Below are 18,672 nucleotides of genomic sequence, written 5' to 3'. Positions count from 1 at the left end.
CTGGGCGCGGCCACCGTGCTGATCCGACACCGATTTCTTTCTCACTTCCATTGGAGTTTTGGTCATGAATCAACCCGTGATGCAGGGCGTGCCCGCATTGAACGTGCCCGATTACGTGAAACACCCGCGCCTGATCGCGTGGGTGGGCGAGGTGGCAGCGCTCACCAAGCCGGAGCGCATCGTCTGGTGCGATGGTTCGCAAGAGGAATACGACCGCCTGTGCGCCGAAATGGTGGCCGCCGGCACGATGAAGCAGCTCAACCCGGCCAAGCGAAAGAACTCGTACCTGGCGCTGTCGGACCCGTCGGACGTGGCGCGCGTGGAAGACCGCACCTTCATCTGCTCGCAGAAGAAGGAAGACGCCGGCCCCACCAACAACTGGACGGCCCCGGCCGAGATGCGCCAGACGCTGAACGGCCTGTTTGACGGCAGCATGCGCGGCCGTACGCTGTACGTGGTGCCGTTCTCGATGGGCCCGCTGGGCTCGCCGATCGCACACATCGGCGTGGAGCTGTCGGACAGCCCGTACGTGGCCGTCAACATGCGCATCATGACCCGCATGGGCCGCGCGGTGTACGACGTGCTGGGCACCGACGGCGATTTCGTGCCGTGCGTGCACACCGTCGGCAAGCCGCTCGCCGCGGGCGAGAAAGACGTGCCGTGGCCCTGCAACCCGACCAAGTACATCGTGCATTTCCCGGAAACGCGCGAAATCTGGTCGTTCGGCTCCGGCTACGGCGGCAACGCGCTGCTGGGCAAGAAATGCTTCGCGCTGCGGATCGCCTCCACCATGGGCCGCGACCAGGGCTGGCTGGCCGAGCACATGCTGATCTTGGGCGTGACGTCGCCGGAAGGCAAGACGTATCACGTAGCGGCGGCCTTCCCGTCGGCCTGCGGCAAGACCAACTTTGCGATGCTGATTCCGCCTGCGGGCCTGAACGGCTGGAAGGTGACGACCATCGGCGACGACATCGCCTGGATCAAGCCCCGCCAGGACGCCAACGGCAAAACCCGCCTGTACGCCATCAACCCGGAAGCCGGCTACTTTGGCGTGGCCCCGGGCACGAGCGAGAAGACCAACTTCAACGCGATGGCCACGCTCAAAGAGAATGTCATCTTCACCAACGTGGCCCTGACCGACGACGGCGACGTGTGGTGGGAAGGCATGACCGACACGCCGCCGGCGCACCTGATCGACTGGCAAGGCCAGGATTGGACGCCCGAGACCGCCAAGGAAACCGGCCGCAAGGCTGCCCATCCGAACGCGCGTTTCACGGCGCCGGCCGCGCAATGCCCGTCGATCGATCCGGAATGGGACAACCCGGCCGGCGTACCCATTGATGCGTTCATCTTCGGCGGCCGCCGTTCGACCACCGTGCCGCTCGTGACCGAAGCGCGCGACTGGACCGAAGGCGTGTACATGGCCGCCACGATGGGCTCGGAAACCACCGCCGCCGCTGCCGGCCAGCAAGGCGTGGTGCGCCGCGACCCGTTCGCCATGCTGCCGTTCTGCGGCTACAACATGGCCGACTATTTCGCGCACTGGCTCAAGGTCGGCGAAAAGCTGGCCGAGAGCGGCGCAACGCTGCCGAAGATCTTCTGCGTGAACTGGTTCCGCAAGGATGAAAACGGCAAGTTCGTGTGGCCGGGCTTTGGCGAGAACATGCGCGTGCTCAAGTGGATGGTCGATCGCATCGAAGGCCAGGCACAGGGCGAGGAGCACGTCTTCGGCGTGTCGCCGCGCTACGAAGAACTGAGCTGGGATGGCCTGGACTTCACGGCCGAGCAGTTCGCCAAGGTGATCTCGCTGGACGCGGCAGCCTGGAAGGAGGAACTGGCGCTGCACGACGAGCTGTTCACGAAACTGGCGCACGGGCTGCCGCAGGCGCTGCCCGACGCCAAGACGCGCCTCGCAGAACGACTCGGCGGCTGACCAGCTCTTGCCATCGAACTCAAAAAGCCCGCCGTGTGCGGGCTTTTTTTGCGCCCACCGCAGAACACTGCCTAAACAACGAGCAGTAATCCTAAAGTTTTAAATCACGCGAATTACCCCTGCCCACAAAACAGATCAATTGATTTTTGACGAATTGATTTGCGTTGTAAAAAATACCGGCTCGCACATGAGAATAACCATTATGCCAAGCCGAGCATAATTGCCGTGCATTTATGCCGCGCCCGAATCATTCAACACCCACATCGGCGAAGAACGTTGCCTGGCATAGCTTTATGAAGAGTGCATGTCAATCTCAGCGCTTCAGATCGCGCAGAATTCAGTGAATTTCCAAATTTTAAAATTCGTGCGTGACGAATCCCTACGGGATTCTTATAATCCGGCAAAACGGAATCCTTTCTCTCTGAGCCAGAGGGGGGGTTCATGACTAGAGGAAACGGGAAAGGGCGAACAAGCCTTATGCCAACGGAGGTGGGGATTCCCTACTTCACCGGCGCTCGGGGGGGCGCCGGCTCGGATTGTGCGCAAGCTGCGCCGCAAACCGTGCAAACGATTGCACGGTTCGGCACGCTGCGACTGGCACCGAGGGGTTTGCAGACCTTTCTCAGGACCACCCTGGACACCACCCAGGAGGCTCCGCTGGCGATCGTCGACGGGAACAGCAGCATGACGATCCGCGCAAGGCCGACGGCCAGGCAACAGCGCCCGCAAGAAAAGACATGCGAGCACAGGCGCAATTGCCCGCATGGCACTCATAACAACGCGCACCGCAGACAGCAGAGCGCAGCCGCAAGGCTGCTCGCCGGAGTGTGTCGGCTGGTTAGACGGGAGGTATCACAAAGTGGGTATTCAGATCTTGCTGGTCGAACAAGACCAGGCAGAGGGGGAGCGTCTGTCGTTTTCCCTGCGTGATGGTGGACACGATGTTCAACGGGTCAGCCATCCGGGCCAGGCGCAGGCTGCCATCCTGGCCGCCATGCCGGAGCTGCTCCTGATGGAGTGGACGTGGCCCGAGCGCGAGTCGATCGACATGCTGCTGGCCTTGCGCGCCAACATGCAGACGCGCGGCTTGCCGGTCATCGTGCTGTCCCGCCACGGCGATGCGCGTGCCAAGATTGCCGCGCTCGACGCCGGCGCCGACGACTACGTCGTCAAGCCGTGCGACACGGGCGAGCTGCATGCGCGCATCCGCGCTGTGCTGCGCCGCCGCGCGCCGCATCAACATGGCGACGACATCCTGCAGGTCAACGGCCTGCGCCTTGACCCGCTGACGCTGGGTGTGACCGCCCAGACCGACACCGGCCCGCGCGCCATTCCGCTCAGCCCGCTGGAATTCCGCCTGCTGCACTTTCTCGTCGCGCATCCGCAACGCGTGCATTCGCGCACGCAGCTGCTGGACCGCGTGTGGGGCAACCATGTCTTCGTGGGTGAGCGCACGGTCGATGTGCACGTGCGCAAGCTGCGCGTCGCGCTGGCCGGCACGCCGTGCGATGGCCTGATCCAGACCGTGCGCGGCGGCGGCTATCGCCTCGTCGTCGGCACCAGCGGCGCAACGGCCATGCATGCGGCCGAAGCGATCGGCCTGCAGCTCGAAGCCGCAACCCGCAAGGCCGAACTGCCGTCGTACGGTCACATACCGGCGTCGCGTTCGCTGACCAAGGAACCGGTGCGCCTGGGCGTCTGAGCCCGGGTCGATCCAACGCGCATCGCGCATCTCCGACGGCCACCCCATCGCCGCTCATGCCGGGCGGCGATGGGGGCGTGGCGTCATCTCATCCGTTCAAGGTATCGAATATGAAGCTGTGGCACTGCGGTGTACTGCTGGCTGGACTGGCGCTGGGCGCGCACGCCCAGGAAGTCACGCCAGGTTTGTGGGAAAGCACGACGAGCGTGACGCTGAACGGCAAGCCGTTGCCGCACTTTGACGAGCAAGGCCGCCAAGTACCGAGCCGCCCCGAACGCGGCTGCCTGAGCGCCAACGATGCCGGCGACGTGCGCGCCATGTTCGAGCGTTCCATCCGCCGCGATCAACAAGGCTGCAAGCTCACGCGCTGGAACTACACGCTGGGCACGCTCAAGGTCACGCTGTCATGCGAAGACCCGCAGGGCGGCAAGGGCGTGCTGGAAGCGAGCGGCCCGCTGACGCCGACGTCGTACAACATCAGCGGCAATGGGCAGTATCAGCATCCGCAGTTCGGACCGATGAAGAGCGGCTTCCACTACCAGGGCCGCTACCTCGGCGCGTGCAAATCGTAAGCGACGCGCCAAAAGACAACGGCCGGACTGCACACGCAGCGCCGGCCGTTTTTGTTTGGGGCAAGCCCGATCAGCGTTGGCTTTCGCGCCAGCGCTTGAGCCAGCCGAGCCCTTCGCTGGTGCCGGCACGGGGCCGATACTCGCAGCCGACCCAGCCGTTGTAGCCAAGCGCATCCAGCAACGCAAAGAGGTGCGGATAGTGCAGCTCGCCTTCGTCCGGCTCGTGGCGATCGGGCACGCCGGCGATCTGCACGTGGCCCACTCCATCGACGTACTGCTTGAGTTTGACCGACAGATCGCCCTCCATGATCTGCGCGTGGTACAGGTCGAACTGCACCTTGACGTTGGCCGCGCCCACTTCCTTGCACACCGCATGCGCCTGCGCCTGGTGCGTGAGGAAGAAGCCCGGCATGTCGCGGGTGTTGATTGGTTCCAGCACGATGGTGACGCCCGCGCCGGCAGCCTCGCGCGCAGCGTAGGCGACGTTGCTCACGTAGGTGGCGTGATGGCGTGCGCGGTCAGCACCGGCGGGCAGCAAGCCGGCCATGACGTGCAGACGCGTGTTGCCGAGCACCTGCGCATACTCCAGCGCTGTCGCAATGCCGCGCTTGAATTCCGCTTCGCGACCGGGCAATGAGGCGATGCCGCGCTCGCCGCCTGTCCAATCGCCGGGCGGGGCATTGAACAGCGCTTGCGTGAGCCCAGCGTCGTCAAGACGGGCGCGGATATCGGCCTTGTCGAAGTCGTAAGGGAAGAGAAACTCCACGCCCTCGAAGCCGTCTTTTGCCGCGGCGGCAAAGCGGTCGAGGAACGCGTGCTCCTGATACATCATGGACAGGTTGGCGGCAAAGCGCGGCATGACAGACCTCTGAATACGGTTGCTTATTTATTGACCAGCTTGGGCGGCGTGCGCAACACGGCAATGCAGCCAAGCACCAGCACGCCCGCCAGCGCGTACATGCCGGCGGATGTGCTGCCCGTCATGTCCTTGAGTGCTTCGATCATATAGGGGCTCACGAACCCGGCCAAGTTGCCGACCGAGTTGATGGCGGCAATGCCGGCCGCAGCAGCGGTGCCTTGCAGGAACGCCGTCGGCAGCGACCAGAACAGCGGCGCACACGTCAGCACGCCCGCGGCAGCCAACGACAGGAACACGATCGACAGCGCCACGTTGTTACCCGCGGTTGCCACCACCGCAAACCCGACTGCGCCCATCAACGCGGGCACGACCAGGTGCCAGCGGCGCTCGCGGCGTGCATCGGCGCTGCGGCCGATCAGCACCATGGTGATCGCGGCACAGACATACGGAATGGCGGAGAGCACGCCCACCATCAGGGTATCTTTCACACCGGCGTTCTTCACCAGCGTCGGCATCCAGAACGTCAAGCCGTACTGGCCCATGACGAAGGCGAAGTAGATCAGGCTCATCATCCACACGCGCGGATCGGAGAACACCTTGCCGATGCCGGGGTGCTCGGTCTTGCCTTTGTTATCGGCCGCAATGTTGGCTTCGAGGATCTGCTTTTCGTCTTCCGACAGCCACTTGGCCTTGCGGATGCTGTCATCGAACTTCCAGAGCACCAGCAGGCCAACCAGCACGGCGGGGATGGCTTCGATCACGAACATCCACTGCCAGCCCTGCCAGCCTTCGCCGGCGCCCGCTCCGTGGAACGCGCTCATGATCCAGCCCGACAGCGGGTTGCCGAAGATGCCCGAGATGGGAATGGCTGCCATGAACATCGCCACGATGCGTGCGCGGCGGTGCGACGGATACCAGTACGTCAGGTACAGGATGATGCCGGGGTAGAAGCCGGCCTCTGCCAGGCCCAGGAGAAAGCGCATCACATAGAACTGCGTGGGCGTCTGCACGAATGCGAACGCGCCGGAGATCAAACCCCACGTGATCATGATCCGCGCGATCCAGATGCGCGCGCCGATCTTGTTCATCAGCAGATTGCTCGGCACCTCGAAGAGAAAATAGCCGATGAAGAAGATGCCGGCACCGAGCCCGTACACCGTCTCGGAGAAGTTCAGCGCCTGCGACATCTGCAGCTTCGCAAACCCGACGTTCACGCGGTCGAGATACGCGACCACGTAGCAGAGCATGATGAGGGGAACGATGCGGCGCGACACCCGCGCATAGACGCTGTCCTCTTTTGAAACGGCGTGCGAAGGCAACGCCGCCGTGGTGGCGGTCGAGGTGTTCATGTGGTCTCCGGTGTAGGTTTTATGTGGGCCGGGCAGCGGGCTACCAGCGGGCCCCGAACGTCTGGCGCAGTTCGTCGATCTGCGCGTCGGACAGCGGTGCCGGCTTAGGTTCGGTCATCAACCAAAGCCGTGCGGTTTCTTCCAGTTCTTCCAGCGCGTACGCCGCGTTGGACACCGAGCCGTGCCACACCACAGGCCCCAGCCGGTCGAGCAGCACGGCGCGCACATCGCACGCCAACTCGGCAATCTGCGCGGCGACATCCGGATGCCCCGGCCGCTGATAACGGACAAGCGGCACGTGGCCGACCTTCATCACGTAGTACGGCGTGATGGGCGGCAGCACGTCGGCTTCATGCCAGACGCCCGCCAGCGTGAGCGCCACGAGATGCGTCGAATGCGCGTGCACCACCGCATGCGCCTCCGCATTGCGGTCGTAGATGCCGCGATGCAGGGCGAGCGTTTTCGACGGCTTGTCGCCGCCGACCCATTCGCCTGCGGTACTGACTTTGGCGATGCGCGCCGGGTCCAGCGTGCCGAGGCAGGCATCGGTGGGCGTGATGAGCCAGCCGTCGGGCAGGCGTGCGCTGATGTTGCCCGCCGTGCCGACGGTGTAACCACGTGCATACAGGCTCCGACCGACATGTGCGATCTCTTCGCGCAGCGCGTTTTCGTTCGTTGCGGTCATGCGACCGGCTCCGTCGTTGCGTGCGCCAGTTGCGCAAGCGCCTTCTCGAAGAAATCCACCGTCCCGAAGTTGCCGGATTTCAATGCCAGCGCAATTGGGTCGTTGTCGATGGTGGCTGTCCACGGCACGCCCGGGTCGATCTGCGGGCCGATGCGCAGCGCGCGCACGTCGAGCGCCTGCACAACCGCGCCCGATGTCTCGCCGCCGGCCACCACGAAGCGGCGTACGCCATCGGCGTGGAGCGTGCGCGCGATGCGGCCCAGCGCGTCTTCCACGAGTTTGCCGGCGCGCTCGACGCCCAGCGTCTGCTGGACGCGCGCCACGTGTTCGGGCGCGCTCGTCGCGTACACCAGCACCGTCTGCCCCGCATGGCGGTGCACGAAATCGAGCGCCTCGACCACGACCGGTTTGCCTTCGGCCAGCGCCAGTGGATCAATCTGGAACGCCGGGCGCGAGGCACGCCAGTGCGCCACCTGGGCATTCGTCGCGCGCGAGCAGCTGCCCGACAGCACGATCGCCGAATCGGCCACCGCGGGCAGTTGCGCCGCGTTGCCCTGCGCAGTGATCAGCCCTGCGCGGCGATATTGCGCCGGCAAGCCCAGCGCCAGGCCCGAGCCGCCCGTCAGCAGCGGCAGGTCGGCAAACGCCTCGCCCAGCACGATGAGGTCGTCGTTCGAAATGGCATCGGCAATTGCCAGCTTTACGCCGTCGGCGCGCAGTTGCTGGGCCTGGTCGCGCGCAGCCTGCGCACCGCGCATGACGGTGTCGTACCGCAGCAGCCCGACCTTGCCCGCACTCTGGCGCGCAAGCACCGACACGAGGTTCGGATCGCGCATCGGCGTGAGCGGATGGTGCTCCATGCCCGACGCGTTGAGCAGCACGTCACCTACGAACAGATGACCACGGAAGATCGTGCGGCCGTTTTCCGGAAACGCCGGGCAGGCCAATGTGAAATCGGTACCCAGCTCGGCCATCAACGCTTCGGCCACGGGGCCGATGTTGCCGGCATCGGTGGAATCGAACGTCGAGCAGTATTTGAAGAAGAAGCGCGAGCAGCCTTGCGCGCGCAGCCAGTGCAGCGCATTCAACGACTGCGCCACGGCGTCCGCCGCCGGAATCGTGCGCGACTTGAGCGCAACGACGATGGCATCGGCATCCGCAGCGATGGCCTCGGCGCTTGCCTGCGGCACACCGATGGTCTGTACCGTGCGCATGCCGGCGCGCACGAGCATGTTGGCAAGGTCGGTCGCACCGGTGAAGTCGTCGGCGATGCAACCGAGGACCGGGCGGGACGTGGGCGCTGCGCTCATTTCGGTTGGCCCTCCGGCAACGTGATGCCCGGGAAGATCTTGATGACGGCGGAATCGTCTTCCTTCGCATAACCAGCCGTGGATGCCTGCATGAACATCTGATGCGCGGTAGCCGCCAGCGGCAGCGGAAACTTGGTCGCGCGCGCGGTATCGAGCACCAAGCCCAGATCCTTGACGAAGATGTCGACGGCGGACAGCGGCGTGTAGTCGCCCGCCAGCACGTGGGCCATGCGGTTTTCGAACATCCAGCTGTTGCCCGCGCTATGGGTGATGACTTCGTACAGCGCATCCGCTGCCACGCCTTCGCGCAGACCCAGGGCCATGGCTTCGGCGGCGGCGGCGATGTGCACGCCGGCCAGCAGCTGGTTGATGATCTTGACCTTGCTGCCCGCGCCCGCCTTGTCGCCCAGGCGATAGACCTTGCCGGCCATGGCGTCGAGCACATGGCCCGCCGCCGCATATGCCTCGGGCGTGGCCGAGGTCATCATCGTCATCTGGCCCGAGGCAGCCTTGGCCGCCCCGCCGGAGATGGGGCCATCCACATACAGAATGCCCTGCTGCGCGAGACGCGCCTCCAGCGCAATCGACCAGTTCGGGTCGACCGTGGAACACATGACGAACGTGCTGCCCGGTCGCATGGCGGCCGCTGCACCGGCCTCTCCGAACAGCACAGCTTCGGTCTGCGCGGCGTTGACCACCACCGAGACCACCACGTCCACGCCCGCCGCCACCTCGGCTGGCGTTGCACAGGCCACGCCGCCTTCCTTGGCGAAATCCGCCGCGGCACCGTGGCGCGCGTCGCAGGCATGCACGGTATAGCCGTGATTGCGCAGGGTCTTGGCAATGCCCAGGCCCATGGCGCCGAGCCCGATCACGCCGACCTTCCGGTCAGCCATCGATTGCGTCATGAATGACTCCAGAAATCAGTCTTGCGCCACGTCGCGCCCTTCGGCCAAACGACGTGCGGCATTGAACATGTGGGTCTGCGCGGCATTGCGTGCAGCCAGTGCGTCGCGGTGGCGGATCGCCTCGACCATCGCGCGATGCTCGTCGCGGACCTGGCGGGCGAAGTCTTCGCGGCGCGCCTCGTTGCTGCGCGTCACGCCAATCGCTTCCTCCAGGTATTGGCTGAAGAAGCCAAGCGCCTGCACGAGGAACGGATTGCCGCTGGCCGCCGCGATGGCCTGGTGAAAGCGCAGGTCTTCGGTCACGCCGTCACCGCCGGCCGCCACGGCAGCGTCAATGCCGTCGAGTGCGGCGTCGATCTCGATCATCTCGGCATCGGTGCGACGCTGGGCAGCCAGCGCGGCGCCTTCGGCCTCCAGCGCGCGGCGCAGTTCGATGATGTGCAGCACGGCGTCGATGGAGCCGGCCTGCGCCGCGTCGATCCGCAGCGGCTTGAGGCCGGCCTGCTGCGTGACGTACACGCCGCTGCCCTGGCGCGCTTCGACCACGCCTTCGTGGCGCAGCCGCGAGATGGCCTCGCGGATCACGGTACGGCTGACGCCGAATTCCTGCCCGAGCACGGTTTCGGAAGGCATGCGTTCGCCGCGGCGCAGTTCGCCCGCGTCGATCTTGGCCATCAGGGTCTGGGCCACGCGGTCGGACAGGGAGGGCGCGGCGTCGAGTCGTTCAAACATGGGGCAGGGATGTCTTGGCAAGCGTAAATTCGTCGTGTCATCATACAAGTTGAGTCGCAGAGCTTCATCCCTGTTTACCCTAGGCATCGATCAAAACGCCCGGCGGGTTACGTCGGGCAACAAGGAGACACCATGAATATCGTCATCACCGGCGGCGCCGGTTTCCTGGGCCAGCGCGTGCTGGCGGCACTGCTCGAACAAGCCGGCCTGCCGGATGCGGACGGCTCGGTGCAGCCCGTTGAGACCTTCATCGTGCTGGACCAGGTGGCCGGGCAGATTGCCGATGCGCGCGTGCGCTACGTGACCGGCGATGCCTCCGACCCCGCCCTGATCACCCAGGTGATCGACGAAAACGTGGGCGGCGTGTTCCACCTGGCCGCCGTGGTGAGCGGCACCGCCGAGGCCGATTTCGACCTCGGCATGCGCGTGAACCTGGACGGCACGCGCGCATTGCTCGATGCGCTGCGCGCGCAGCACGCCAAGACCGGCCGTGCGCCGCGCGTGCTGTTCGCAAGCTCCGTGGCGGTGTTTGGCGGCAAGTTGCCCGCCGTTGTCACGGACGACACGGCGGCCACGCCGCAGGCCTCGTACGGCGTGCAGAAGCTGATGGGTGAATTCCTGGTCGGCGAGTATTCGCGCAAGGGCTACATCGACGGGCGCGCGGTGCGCATCCCCACGGTGTCGGTGCGCCCGGGCAAACCGAACGGCGCGGCCTCAAGCTTTGCCAGCGGCATCATCCGCGAGCCGTTGTCAGGCGAGGAAGCCATCTGCCCGGTGGAAGCCGAGACTGAGCTGTGGCTCGCCTCGCCGCGTCAGGTGGTGGCGTCGCTGCTGCACGCGTACACGCTGCCGGCGTCGGCCTGGGGCCATCGCCGATCACTGAACCTGCCGGGCATTACGGTGCGGGTGGGCGAGATGGTGGAGGCGTTGCGCAAGGTGGCGGGCGATGCGCCGGTCTCGCGTATCCGTTGGGAGCCGGACGCCCGCATCAAGGCGATCGTGCAAAGCTGGCCGGCGCGCTTCGATACCGCCCGCGCCGATGCCATGGGCTTTGGCCGCGACACCTCGTTCGAAGCGATGGTGCGCGATTACGTGGACAGCGCGAAGGGCGTCTAGCGGCCCTTTCCCAGCTCGACCGCAAACTTCACCAGTTCCGCCTGTCCCTCGATGCCGAGTTTGCGCTTCAGGTTCAGGCGGTGCGATTCCACCGTGCGCACGGACAAGCCCAGCTCGTCGGCGATGCGCTTGTTGGCGTAGCCCTTGGCGATGCCGTCGAGAATGTCGCGCTCGCGCGGGGTGAGCGCCTCCACAGGCGTGGGCATGACGGCCTGCTCGGCCATGCGCATCGCCAGCTGCGCGCTGTAGAAGGGCCGGCCGGCGAGCACGGCGTCGATGGCTTCGACCAGTTCGCTGGCGGGCGCGTCCTTGAGCACGTAGCCGCGCGCGCCGGCGCGCATCACCTGCCGTACGTATTCGAGGTTGTCGTGCATCGACAGCACGAGCACGGCAATCTCGGGAAATTCCTCGGCAAACTTTTCGGTGAGCGCGATGCCGTTCATGCCGCGCATGCCGATGTCCATCAGCGCCAGGTCGGGCGACAGCGTGCGCGCGGCCTGGAGGGCGGCTTCAGCGTCGCCGGCTTCACCCACCACTTCGAAATGCGGCACGGCTTCCAGCCGCACGCGCACGCCATCGCGCACGAGCGGGTGATCGTCGACGAGGAGCAGTTTGACGGGCGCGGGTGATCGCATGTTCATACGAGCGGAGAAGAGGGAGCAGAAGCCAATCGAGCGATGACGCCATGCGGCAGCACGGCGGTCACTTCCGTGCCGTGCGGGCCGGAGGCGATGGTACAGGTGCCGCCGAGCGCGGCCATGCGCTCGCGCATGTTGCGCAGGCCGATCCCGTGTTGCGGGTCGACCTGTACAGATTCCACGTCGAAACCGGGGCCATTGTCGCGAACGGACAGGCGCACCGCATCGATATCGTTTTCGAGCAGCACGCCGATGCGCGTCGCTTGGGTGGCATGGCGCTCGATGTTGGAGACGGCCTCCTGCGCGATGCGGAACAGCGCGGTGTTGCACGCATCCGGCAATTGCACCGGCGGGCCGACAAGTTCGAGTGCAATCGCAAACCCCGGCTGGCTGTCTTCGTGGGCCTCGCGTGTTTCGCGCACGAGGAGTTCCAACGCTGCCGCCAAGCCAAGATCATCCAGGAGCGCAGGGCGCAGGTTGTGCGACACGCGCCGGACCTCACCCAGGGCACCATTCAGCCTGTCAAGCGCGCGGCGCAGCATGCTGTCTGCCCGCTCGATCGACGACGGCGATGCCGCTGACGCTTCAAGATGGCCATGCGCCGTTTCCAGCAGCAGCTTGGTCGACACCAGCACCTGGCTGATGCCGTCGTGCAGCTCGCGCGAGACCCGCGCGCGTTCGTCTTCCTGGGACTTCACCACCTGCTGCGCGAGCTGGCGCAGCTTGGCATCGGCCTGGCGATGATCGCTCACGTTCAGCGCCAAGCCGCTGCCGGCCACCAGCAGGATGCTGACGGCGGCAATGGCCACCACCCAGGCCAGCGTCTGGTCGATGTTGGTCTGCGCGCGCCGGTCAATCTCTCGCAGGGTTTGCTCGATGTCGTCCAAGTACAGGCCGGTGCCGACCATCCAGCCCCACTGCGGAATCGGCTCGACGTAACCGAGCTTGGGCACGCTCTGGTGCGTGGACGGCTTGTCCCACATGTAGCGCACGAAACCGCCGCCGGCCTGCGCGGCGGCAACGAGTTTCTGGATGGTCGGCTGTCCGCCTGAATCCGTCAGGTCCCACAAGTCGCGGCCGACAAGTTCGGGCTGGCGCGGGTGCATCAGGTTGCGGCCGCGGAGGTCATAGAGAAAGAAATAGCCATCGGTGCCGAAGTCGAGACGGGCGAGGGTGCGCATGGCTTCGTCGCGCGTGGCTTCGTCCCGGGCCGGGTCGGCGCCGTGGCCGGCCGCCAGCAACGGTGCGATGGCGCTCTGCGCCAGCTTGACGTAAGACCGCAGCTCGGTCTCCTTGGCCTGCAGATACGCCGACTCCACCAGCTGCCGTTCGTGCCGCGCCAGCGCGATCGACTGATGGCGCACGGTCAGCATGATCGCCAGCATGGCGATGGTCAGCGGTGCGACGGCGAGCAGCAGGATCTTCTGGCGGAGCTTCATAAAAAAAACGCGGCGCTTTGCTGCATTGCAAGGTGGCGGCGCGGTCTCGATCAGGTGTGGGGCCCTGCGTAGAACTACGGACATGCGTTGCGTAGTCCTCCGCTTGTGGCGCGGGGTGGGGCTGGCAAATACTACACGCCCCTGTCACGGGGCAGGACTTACCGCAGGGATGAACCCACATCCCGCGTTCAGCACAACACTTCGACCAAGGTTCGAGGAGACCGACATGAGCTTCGTCAGGCAACACCTGATCTGGCTGGTCATCGCCATTCTTGGCGCGTCTGCGTTTGCCACCGTTGCGCTTGCGCGCGGCGAGGCCGTCAGCGCGCTGTGGGTGGTCGTGGCCGCCGTATGCATCTACCTGATCGCGTATCGCTACTACAGCCGCTTCATCGCCGACAAGGTGCTCGGTCTCGACGGCACCCGCAAAACGCCCGCCTGGCGTTACAACGACGGGCTCGACTACGTTCCCACCAACAAGCACGTGCTGTTCGGCCACCACTTCGCGGCCATTGCTGGCGCTGGCCCGCTGGTCGGCCCCGTGCTGGCCGCGCAGATGGGCTACCTGCCCGGCATGCTGTGGATCCTGGCCGGCGTCGTGTTTGCCGGTGCAGTGCAGGATTTCATCGTGCTGTTCATCTCCAGCCGCCGCGACGGCCGCTCGTTGGGCGACCTCGTCAAGAGCGAGATGGGCACGGTGCCCGGCGTGATCGCGCTGTTTGGCGCGTTCCTCATCATGATCATCATCCTGGCCGTGCTGGCGCTGATCGTGGTGAAGGCGCTGGTCGGCTCGCCGTGGGGCACCTTCACGGTGGCCGCCACGATTCCCATCGCGCTGTTCATGGGCGTGTACGTGCGCTACATCCGCCCGGGCCGCATCGGCGAGATCTCCATCATCGGCTTCGTGCTGCTGATGCTGGCCATCATCGGCGGTCAGGCGGTGCATGAAAATGCCGCCCTCGCGCCGCTGTTCACGTTCGACGGCAAGGCCCTCACGTGGATGCTGATCGGCTACGGTTTTGTCGCCTCGGTGCTGCCGGTGTGGCTGCTGCTGGCCCCGCGTGATTACCTGTCGACGTTCCTGAAGATCGGCACGATCCTCGCCCTGGCCATCGGCATCCTGATCGTCGCACCCAAGATGCAGATGCCTTCGCTGACGCAGTTTGCGGGCGGCGGCGGCCCGGTGTGGTCGGGCAACCTGTTCCCGTTCCTGTTCATCACCATTGCGTGCGGCGCGGTGTCGGGCTTCCACTCACTCATCTCGTCGGGCACCACGCCCAAGTTGCTGGAGAACGAAACGCAGGCCCGCTTCATCGGCTACGGCGCGATGCTGATGGAATCGTTCGTCGCCATCATGGCGCTGGTGGCCGCTTCGGTCATCGATCCGGGCGTGTACTTCGCGATGAACAGCCCGGCAGCACTCGTGGGCGCGACGCCGGATACGGTGGCACACACGCTGTCCACCTGGGGCTTCGTCATCACCCCTGACGTGCTGATCCAGACCGCCAAGGATGTCGGCGAAAACACCATCCTCGCCCGTGCAGGCGGCGCCCCGACGCTGGCCGTCGGCATGGCGCACATCCTGCACCAGGTGGTGGGCGGCCCGGCCATGATGGCCTTCTGGTACCACTTTGCGATCCTGTTCGAGGCGCTGTTCATCCTCACGGCCGTGGATGCAGGCACGCGCGCCGGGCGCTTCATGCTGCAGGATCTGCTGGGCACCTTCGTACCGGCACTCAAGCGCACGGATTCGCTCGTCGCCAACCTGATCGCCACGGCCGCGACCGTCGCCCTGTGGGGCTACTTCCTGTACCAGGGCGTGGTCGATCCGCTGGGCGGCATCAACACGCTGTGGCCGCTCTTTGGCATCTCCAACCAGATGCTCGCCGCGATTGCGCTGACGCTGGGCACCTGCGTGCTCGTCAAGATGAAGCGCGACCGCTACGTGTGGGTGACGCTGCTGCCGACCGCCTGGCTGCTGATCTGCACGCTCACCGCTGGCTGGCAGAAGCTGTTCGATCCGGACCCGAAGATCGGCTTCCTGGCACATGCCAACAAGTACGCCGGGGCGATTGCCGAAGGCAAGCTGCTGGCGCCGGCCAAGTCGATGGCGCAGATGCAGCAGGTGGTGCTGAACGACCGCATCGACGCATTCCTGTGCGGCCTGTTCATTCTCGTGGTGGTCAGCATCGCCTGGTATGGCGTGCGCACGGTGCTCAAGGCGCGCGCCGCAAGCCGCCCGACCGCCAACGAAACGCCGTACGAAGCGCTGGGCGCATGAGCACGGGCATGCGCGAAGAACTCGAAAACTTCGGCCGCTACCTGGGCCAGACGCTGCGTCTGATGGTCGGCGTGCCGGACTACGACACCTACGTGCGGCACATGCAGGAGACGCACCCCGACCAGGCCGTCATGACGTACGAAGACTTCTTCCGCGAACGCCAGGACGCGCGCTATGCCGGACGCGTCGGCCGCTGCTGTTGATGAACGGTTGAACGCGCTCCAAAACAAGAACCGCCGGTGCATGCAGCATGCCCGGCGGTTTTTTCTTGCGTGCCCTACATGGACTGACGTGCCGCTGTGGGCGGATCGCCATGCTTGGCGCGATACGTTTGCTCCACCAGTGCGCGCAGCTTGCCGAGTGCGCCGACATCGCCTTGGGCAGCCGCCCTGCCGTACCACTTCTTGGCCTGCTCGATATCCTGCGCCACCACGCCGGGCTCGCCGCGCTCGTAATAGCTGCCGACGATGTACTGCGATGGCGCATCGCCGCCCTCGGCCGCCCTCTTGTACCAAGTGAACGCGCGCCCGTAGTCGCGCGGCACACCGCGCCCGGTGAAGTAGTCGGTGGCCAGGGCACGCTGCGCCTCGACATGCCCGCCGGCGGCGGCACGCTCGTACCACTTGTTGGCTTCTTCCAGGGAGCGCGGTACCAGCTCGCCGCGTTCGAACAATTCGCCGTAGGCAAACTGCGCGTGGGTCATCTGGTTGTCGGCGGCACGGCGCAGCCATTTGACCGCTTCGTCGGGCCGCGCGACGGTGCCTTCGCCGCGCATCAGCATCATCGCGTAGTTGAATTGCGCGAGCCGGTTGCCGCGCTGCGCAGCCTCGGCAAATTCGTCGAAGGCGTGGCCGAAGTCGTTCTTCTCGTAGTGCGCGATGGCGATCTGGGTGAGGGCGTCGGCGTCGCCCCGCACATCTTGCGGCGAGGTGGCGGCCAGTGCAAAAGGCGCCGCCATCCCCATCGCAACCACCAACACCGCCTGCAGCATGCGCGGACTTCTGCGCCTGGTCTGTCTGCTCATCGCACGCTCCTCACCGGAAGATGAACCAGTGTAGCGCGCCACTGTGCAGCGCGTGGGCGGGCACAAACCAGCACAGGGCAAGCCCATCGATGCCGAGGCAATCAGCCGGCGCGCACCCGGTACACCGCCACGCTGCCGCGCCAGTTGGCACCCCAACGCACCACGTTGCCTTCGTGCAGCACCACGCGGTCAAGAATCACCAGCCCCACCTTGGGCGCCAGCGCTTCAAAGTCGCGGATGGTCAGCACGCGCACGTTGGGCGTGTCGTACCACTCGTACGGCAGCGATTCCGACACGGGCATGCGCCCGCGAAAGATCGACAGCCGGTGCGGCCAGTAACCGAAGTTCGGGAACGACACAATGCATTCGCGGCCCACGCGCAGCATCTCGCGCAGCACCTGCGCCGTGTTGTGGATGGTCTGCAGCGTCTGCGACAGGATCACGGTGTCGAAGCTCTTGTCTTCGAACAGCGCCAGCCCGCCTTCAAGATTCTGCTGGATCACGTGCACGCCTTTTTGCGTGGAGGCCAGCACGCCCGCATCGTCGATCTCGATGCCGTAAGCCAGCACATCCAGCTCATCCTGCAGCACGCTCAGCAGGCTGCCGTCCGCACAACCGAGGTCGAGCACGGTGGAGCGCGGCTCGATCCAGCGGGCGATGGCACGGAAGTCTGCGCGGTCGGCCAGGATGTTCGGTACCGCGGACGGCGCAGCGGTGTTCAGCGTTTGCGTTGTCATGCGCCGATCTCCTGGGCGATGCGTTCGTAATAGGCGCGGACCAGCGCGTGGTAGCGCGCGTCTTCCAGAAGGAAAGCGTCGTGGCCGTGGGGCGCGTCGATCTCGCCGTACGTGACACGGTGCTTGTTGTCGAGCAGCGCCTTGACCAGCTCGCGGCTGCGCGAAGGGGCGAATCGCCAGTCGGTCATGAAGCTGACGACGAGGTAGCTCGCCTTGGTGTGCGCGACGGCCTTGGTCAGATTGCCGCCGTAAGCCAGCGCGGGGTCGAAGTAATCGAGCGCGCGCGTGATGAGCAGATACGTGTTCGCATCGAAGTACTCGGCAAACTTGTCGCCCTGGTAGCGCAGGTAGCTCTCGACCTGGAACTCGACGTCGAACGAGAAACGGATGTCTTCCGCCTTCAGCTCGCGGCCGAATTTCGCGGCCATGTCTTCGTCCGACAGATACGTGATGTGGCCGATCATCCGGGCCACGCGCAGGCCGCGCTTGGGCTTCACGTTGTGCGCGTAGTAATCGCCGCCGTGGAAATCGGGGTCGGACAGAATCGCGCTGCGCGCCACCTCGTTGAAGGCGATGTTCTGCGCCGACAGCTTGGGCGTAGAGGCCACCACCACGCAGTGCCGCAGCCGGTCCGGATACATCAGGCTCCAGGCCAGCGCCTGCATGCCGCCGAGGCTGCCGCCCATCACCGCCGCAAATTGCTGGATGCCGAAACGATCGGTCACGCGCGCCTGGGCGTTTACCCAGTCTTCCACCGTCACCACGGGGAAGCGCGCGCCATAAGGCAGGCCGGTTTCCGGATGCGGGCTCATGGGGCCGGTCGAGCCGAAGCACGAACCCAGGTTGTTCACCCCGATGACGAAGAAGCGGTTGGTGTCGACCGGCTTGCCGGGGCCGACCATGTTGTCCCACCAGCCGACTTCGCCCTCGGCGTGCACACCCGCCACGTGGTGCGAAGCGTTGAGTGCATGGCAGATCAGCACGGCGTTGGAGCGGTCGGCATTGAGCGTGCCGTAGGTTTCGACCATCAGGTCGTAGCCGCTGATCTGGGAGCCGTTGCGCAGCTGCAGCGGCTCGGCAAAGTGCATGCGCTCGGGCACGACCAGGCCGATGGCGTTGGCCGGCTTGCCCTGATGTGCCTTCGGAGAGGAAGTATCGGCCTGCGCCGCATCGGCTGCGGTGACCGCGGGGTCAGCCTGGATGTCTGTCATGGCACCAAAGAAAAAACCCGACCGGCAACGCTGTTCACGCAACCAATCGGGTTCTCATGTGGCGCACGTGGGGCGCTTGCTTTCACCACCCCCGCTCTGACCGAACCTCTTTAGCCGCATTTGTAATGAGAGCCCAGAGCCACATGCGTGTAGGTCTGAACTCCCGCGCGCCCGCA

At 65.5% G+C, this 18,672-nt stretch carries 17 protein-coding genes; 6 read left to right on the top strand and 11 right to left on the bottom strand.

The window, feature by feature from the left end; genetic code table 11:
• Positions 1-64 precede the first annotated feature (64 nt).
• From R2676_RS16090 to R2676_RS16080, 3 genes are all read left to right on the top strand, one after another.
• Complete coding sequence (locus R2676_RS16090; RefSeq protein WP_206272450.1) at positions 65-1,933, top strand: phosphoenolpyruvate carboxykinase (GTP); 1,869 nt, start codon at positions 65-67, stop codon at positions 1,931-1,933.
• A gap of 859 nt (positions 1,934-2,792) precedes the next feature.
• Positions 2,793-3,635, top strand: a complete 843-nt coding sequence (locus R2676_RS16085; RefSeq protein WP_206272451.1) for a winged helix-turn-helix domain-containing protein — start codon at positions 2,793-2,795, stop codon at positions 3,633-3,635.
• Between the two features lie 110 nt (positions 3,636-3,745).
• Positions 3,746-4,207, top strand: coding sequence for a DUF3617 domain-containing protein (locus tag R2676_RS16080; protein WP_206272489.1), 462 nt, complete (start codon positions 3,746-3,748; stop codon positions 4,205-4,207).
• A 70-nt stretch (positions 4,208-4,277) separates the two neighbouring features.
• Here R2676_RS16080 and otnI read toward each other — a convergent pair whose 3' ends face one another.
• Genes otnI through R2676_RS16050 form a run of 6 tightly spaced genes read right to left on the bottom strand, consistent with a single transcriptional unit; the run spans position 4,278 to position 10,050 of the window.
• Entirely contained in the window at positions 4,278-5,066 is a 789-nt protein-coding gene (otnI, locus tag R2676_RS16075; RefSeq protein ID WP_206272452.1) for a 2-oxo-tetronate isomerase, read from the bottom strand.
• A gap of 23 nt (positions 5,067-5,089) precedes the next feature.
• The gene (locus R2676_RS16070; RefSeq protein ID WP_206272453.1) at positions 5,090-6,415 is read right to left on the bottom strand and encodes an MFS transporter; all 1,326 of its coding nucleotides are present in this window, start codon (positions 6,413-6,415) and stop codon (positions 5,090-5,092) included.
• 40 nt (positions 6,416-6,455) lie between these two features.
• Positions 6,456-7,100, bottom strand: coding sequence for a 3-oxo-tetronate 4-phosphate decarboxylase (gene otnC / locus R2676_RS16065; RefSeq protein ID WP_206272454.1), 645 nt, complete (start codon positions 7,098-7,100; stop codon positions 6,456-6,458).
• Positions 7,097-8,410, bottom strand: coding sequence for a 3-oxo-tetronate kinase (gene otnK, locus R2676_RS16060; protein WP_206272455.1), 1,314 nt, complete (start codon positions 8,408-8,410; stop codon positions 7,097-7,099). Before otnK ends, otnC begins: the two co-directional genes overlap by 4 nt.
• The gene (ltnD, locus tag R2676_RS16055; protein WP_206272456.1) at positions 8,407-9,318 is read right to left on the bottom strand and encodes an L-threonate dehydrogenase; all 912 of its coding nucleotides are present in this window, start codon (positions 9,316-9,318) and stop codon (positions 8,407-8,409) included. Before ltnD ends, otnK begins: the two co-directional genes overlap by 4 nt.
• 15 nt (positions 9,319-9,333) lie before the next feature.
• The gene (locus tag R2676_RS16050; protein ID WP_206272457.1) at positions 9,334-10,050 is read right to left on the bottom strand and encodes a FadR/GntR family transcriptional regulator; all 717 of its coding nucleotides are present in this window, start codon (positions 10,048-10,050) and stop codon (positions 9,334-9,336) included.
• 132 nt (positions 10,051-10,182) lie between these two features.
• Between R2676_RS16050 and denD the strand changes: the two genes are divergently transcribed.
• Positions 10,183-11,166, top strand: coding sequence for a D-erythronate dehydrogenase (gene denD, locus R2676_RS16045; protein WP_206272458.1), 984 nt, complete (start codon positions 10,183-10,185; stop codon positions 11,164-11,166).
• Here denD and R2676_RS16040 read toward each other — a convergent pair.
• Positions 11,163-11,807 (bottom strand): response regulator, encoded by a 645-nt coding sequence (locus R2676_RS16040; protein WP_027678646.1) that lies wholly within the window; start codon positions 11,805-11,807, stop codon positions 11,163-11,165. The two genes, denD and R2676_RS16040, sit on opposite strands and share 4 nt — an antisense overlap.
• Positions 11,804-13,243, bottom strand: a complete 1,440-nt coding sequence (locus R2676_RS16035) for a cache domain-containing protein (RefSeq protein WP_206272459.1) — start codon at positions 13,241-13,243, stop codon at positions 11,804-11,806. The genes R2676_RS16040 and R2676_RS16035 overlap by 4 nt, the downstream gene beginning before the upstream one ends.
• Before the next feature lie 226 nt (positions 13,244-13,469).
• On the opposite strand from R2676_RS16035, the gene R2676_RS16030 reads away from it, so the two are divergent.
• Both R2676_RS16030 and R2676_RS16025 read left to right on the top strand, forming a co-directional pair.
• Positions 13,470-15,524 carry a carbon starvation CstA family protein gene (locus R2676_RS16030; protein WP_027678648.1) on the top strand — a complete coding sequence of 685 codons (2,055 nt, stop codon included), beginning with the start codon at positions 13,470-13,472 and terminating at the stop codon, positions 15,522-15,524.
• 8 nt (positions 15,525-15,532) lie between these two features.
• Positions 15,533-15,727, top strand: a complete 195-nt coding sequence (locus R2676_RS16025; RefSeq protein WP_027678649.1) for a YbdD/YjiX family protein — start codon at positions 15,533-15,535, stop codon at positions 15,725-15,727.
• Positions 15,728-15,801: 74 nt separating this feature from the next.
• Here R2676_RS16025 and R2676_RS16020 read toward each other — a convergent pair whose 3' ends face one another.
• The 3 genes from R2676_RS16020 to metX form a co-directional block, all read right to left on the bottom strand.
• Positions 15,802-16,548, bottom strand: a complete 747-nt coding sequence (locus R2676_RS16020) for a tetratricopeptide repeat protein (protein ID WP_206272460.1) — start codon at positions 16,546-16,548, stop codon at positions 15,802-15,804.
• A 101-nt stretch (positions 16,549-16,649) separates the two neighbouring features.
• Positions 16,650-17,285, bottom strand: coding sequence for a methionine biosynthesis protein MetW (gene metW, locus R2676_RS16015; protein ID WP_027678651.1), 636 nt, complete (start codon positions 17,283-17,285; stop codon positions 16,650-16,652).
• Positions 17,282-18,496, bottom strand: a complete 1,215-nt coding sequence (gene metX / locus R2676_RS16010; RefSeq protein WP_316857338.1) for a homoserine O-succinyltransferase MetX — start codon at positions 18,494-18,496, stop codon at positions 17,282-17,284. The genes metW and metX overlap by 4 nt, the downstream gene beginning before the upstream one ends.
• Positions 18,497-18,672: the final 176 nt, after the last annotated feature.

Source organism: Ralstonia flatus (assembly GCF_958439105.1).
GTDB lineage: Bacteria > Pseudomonadota > Gammaproteobacteria > Burkholderiales > Burkholderiaceae > Ralstonia > Ralstonia flatus.
Note: the sequence above shows the minus strand (reverse complement) of the source record. Positions and strands in the feature narration are given on the sequence as shown.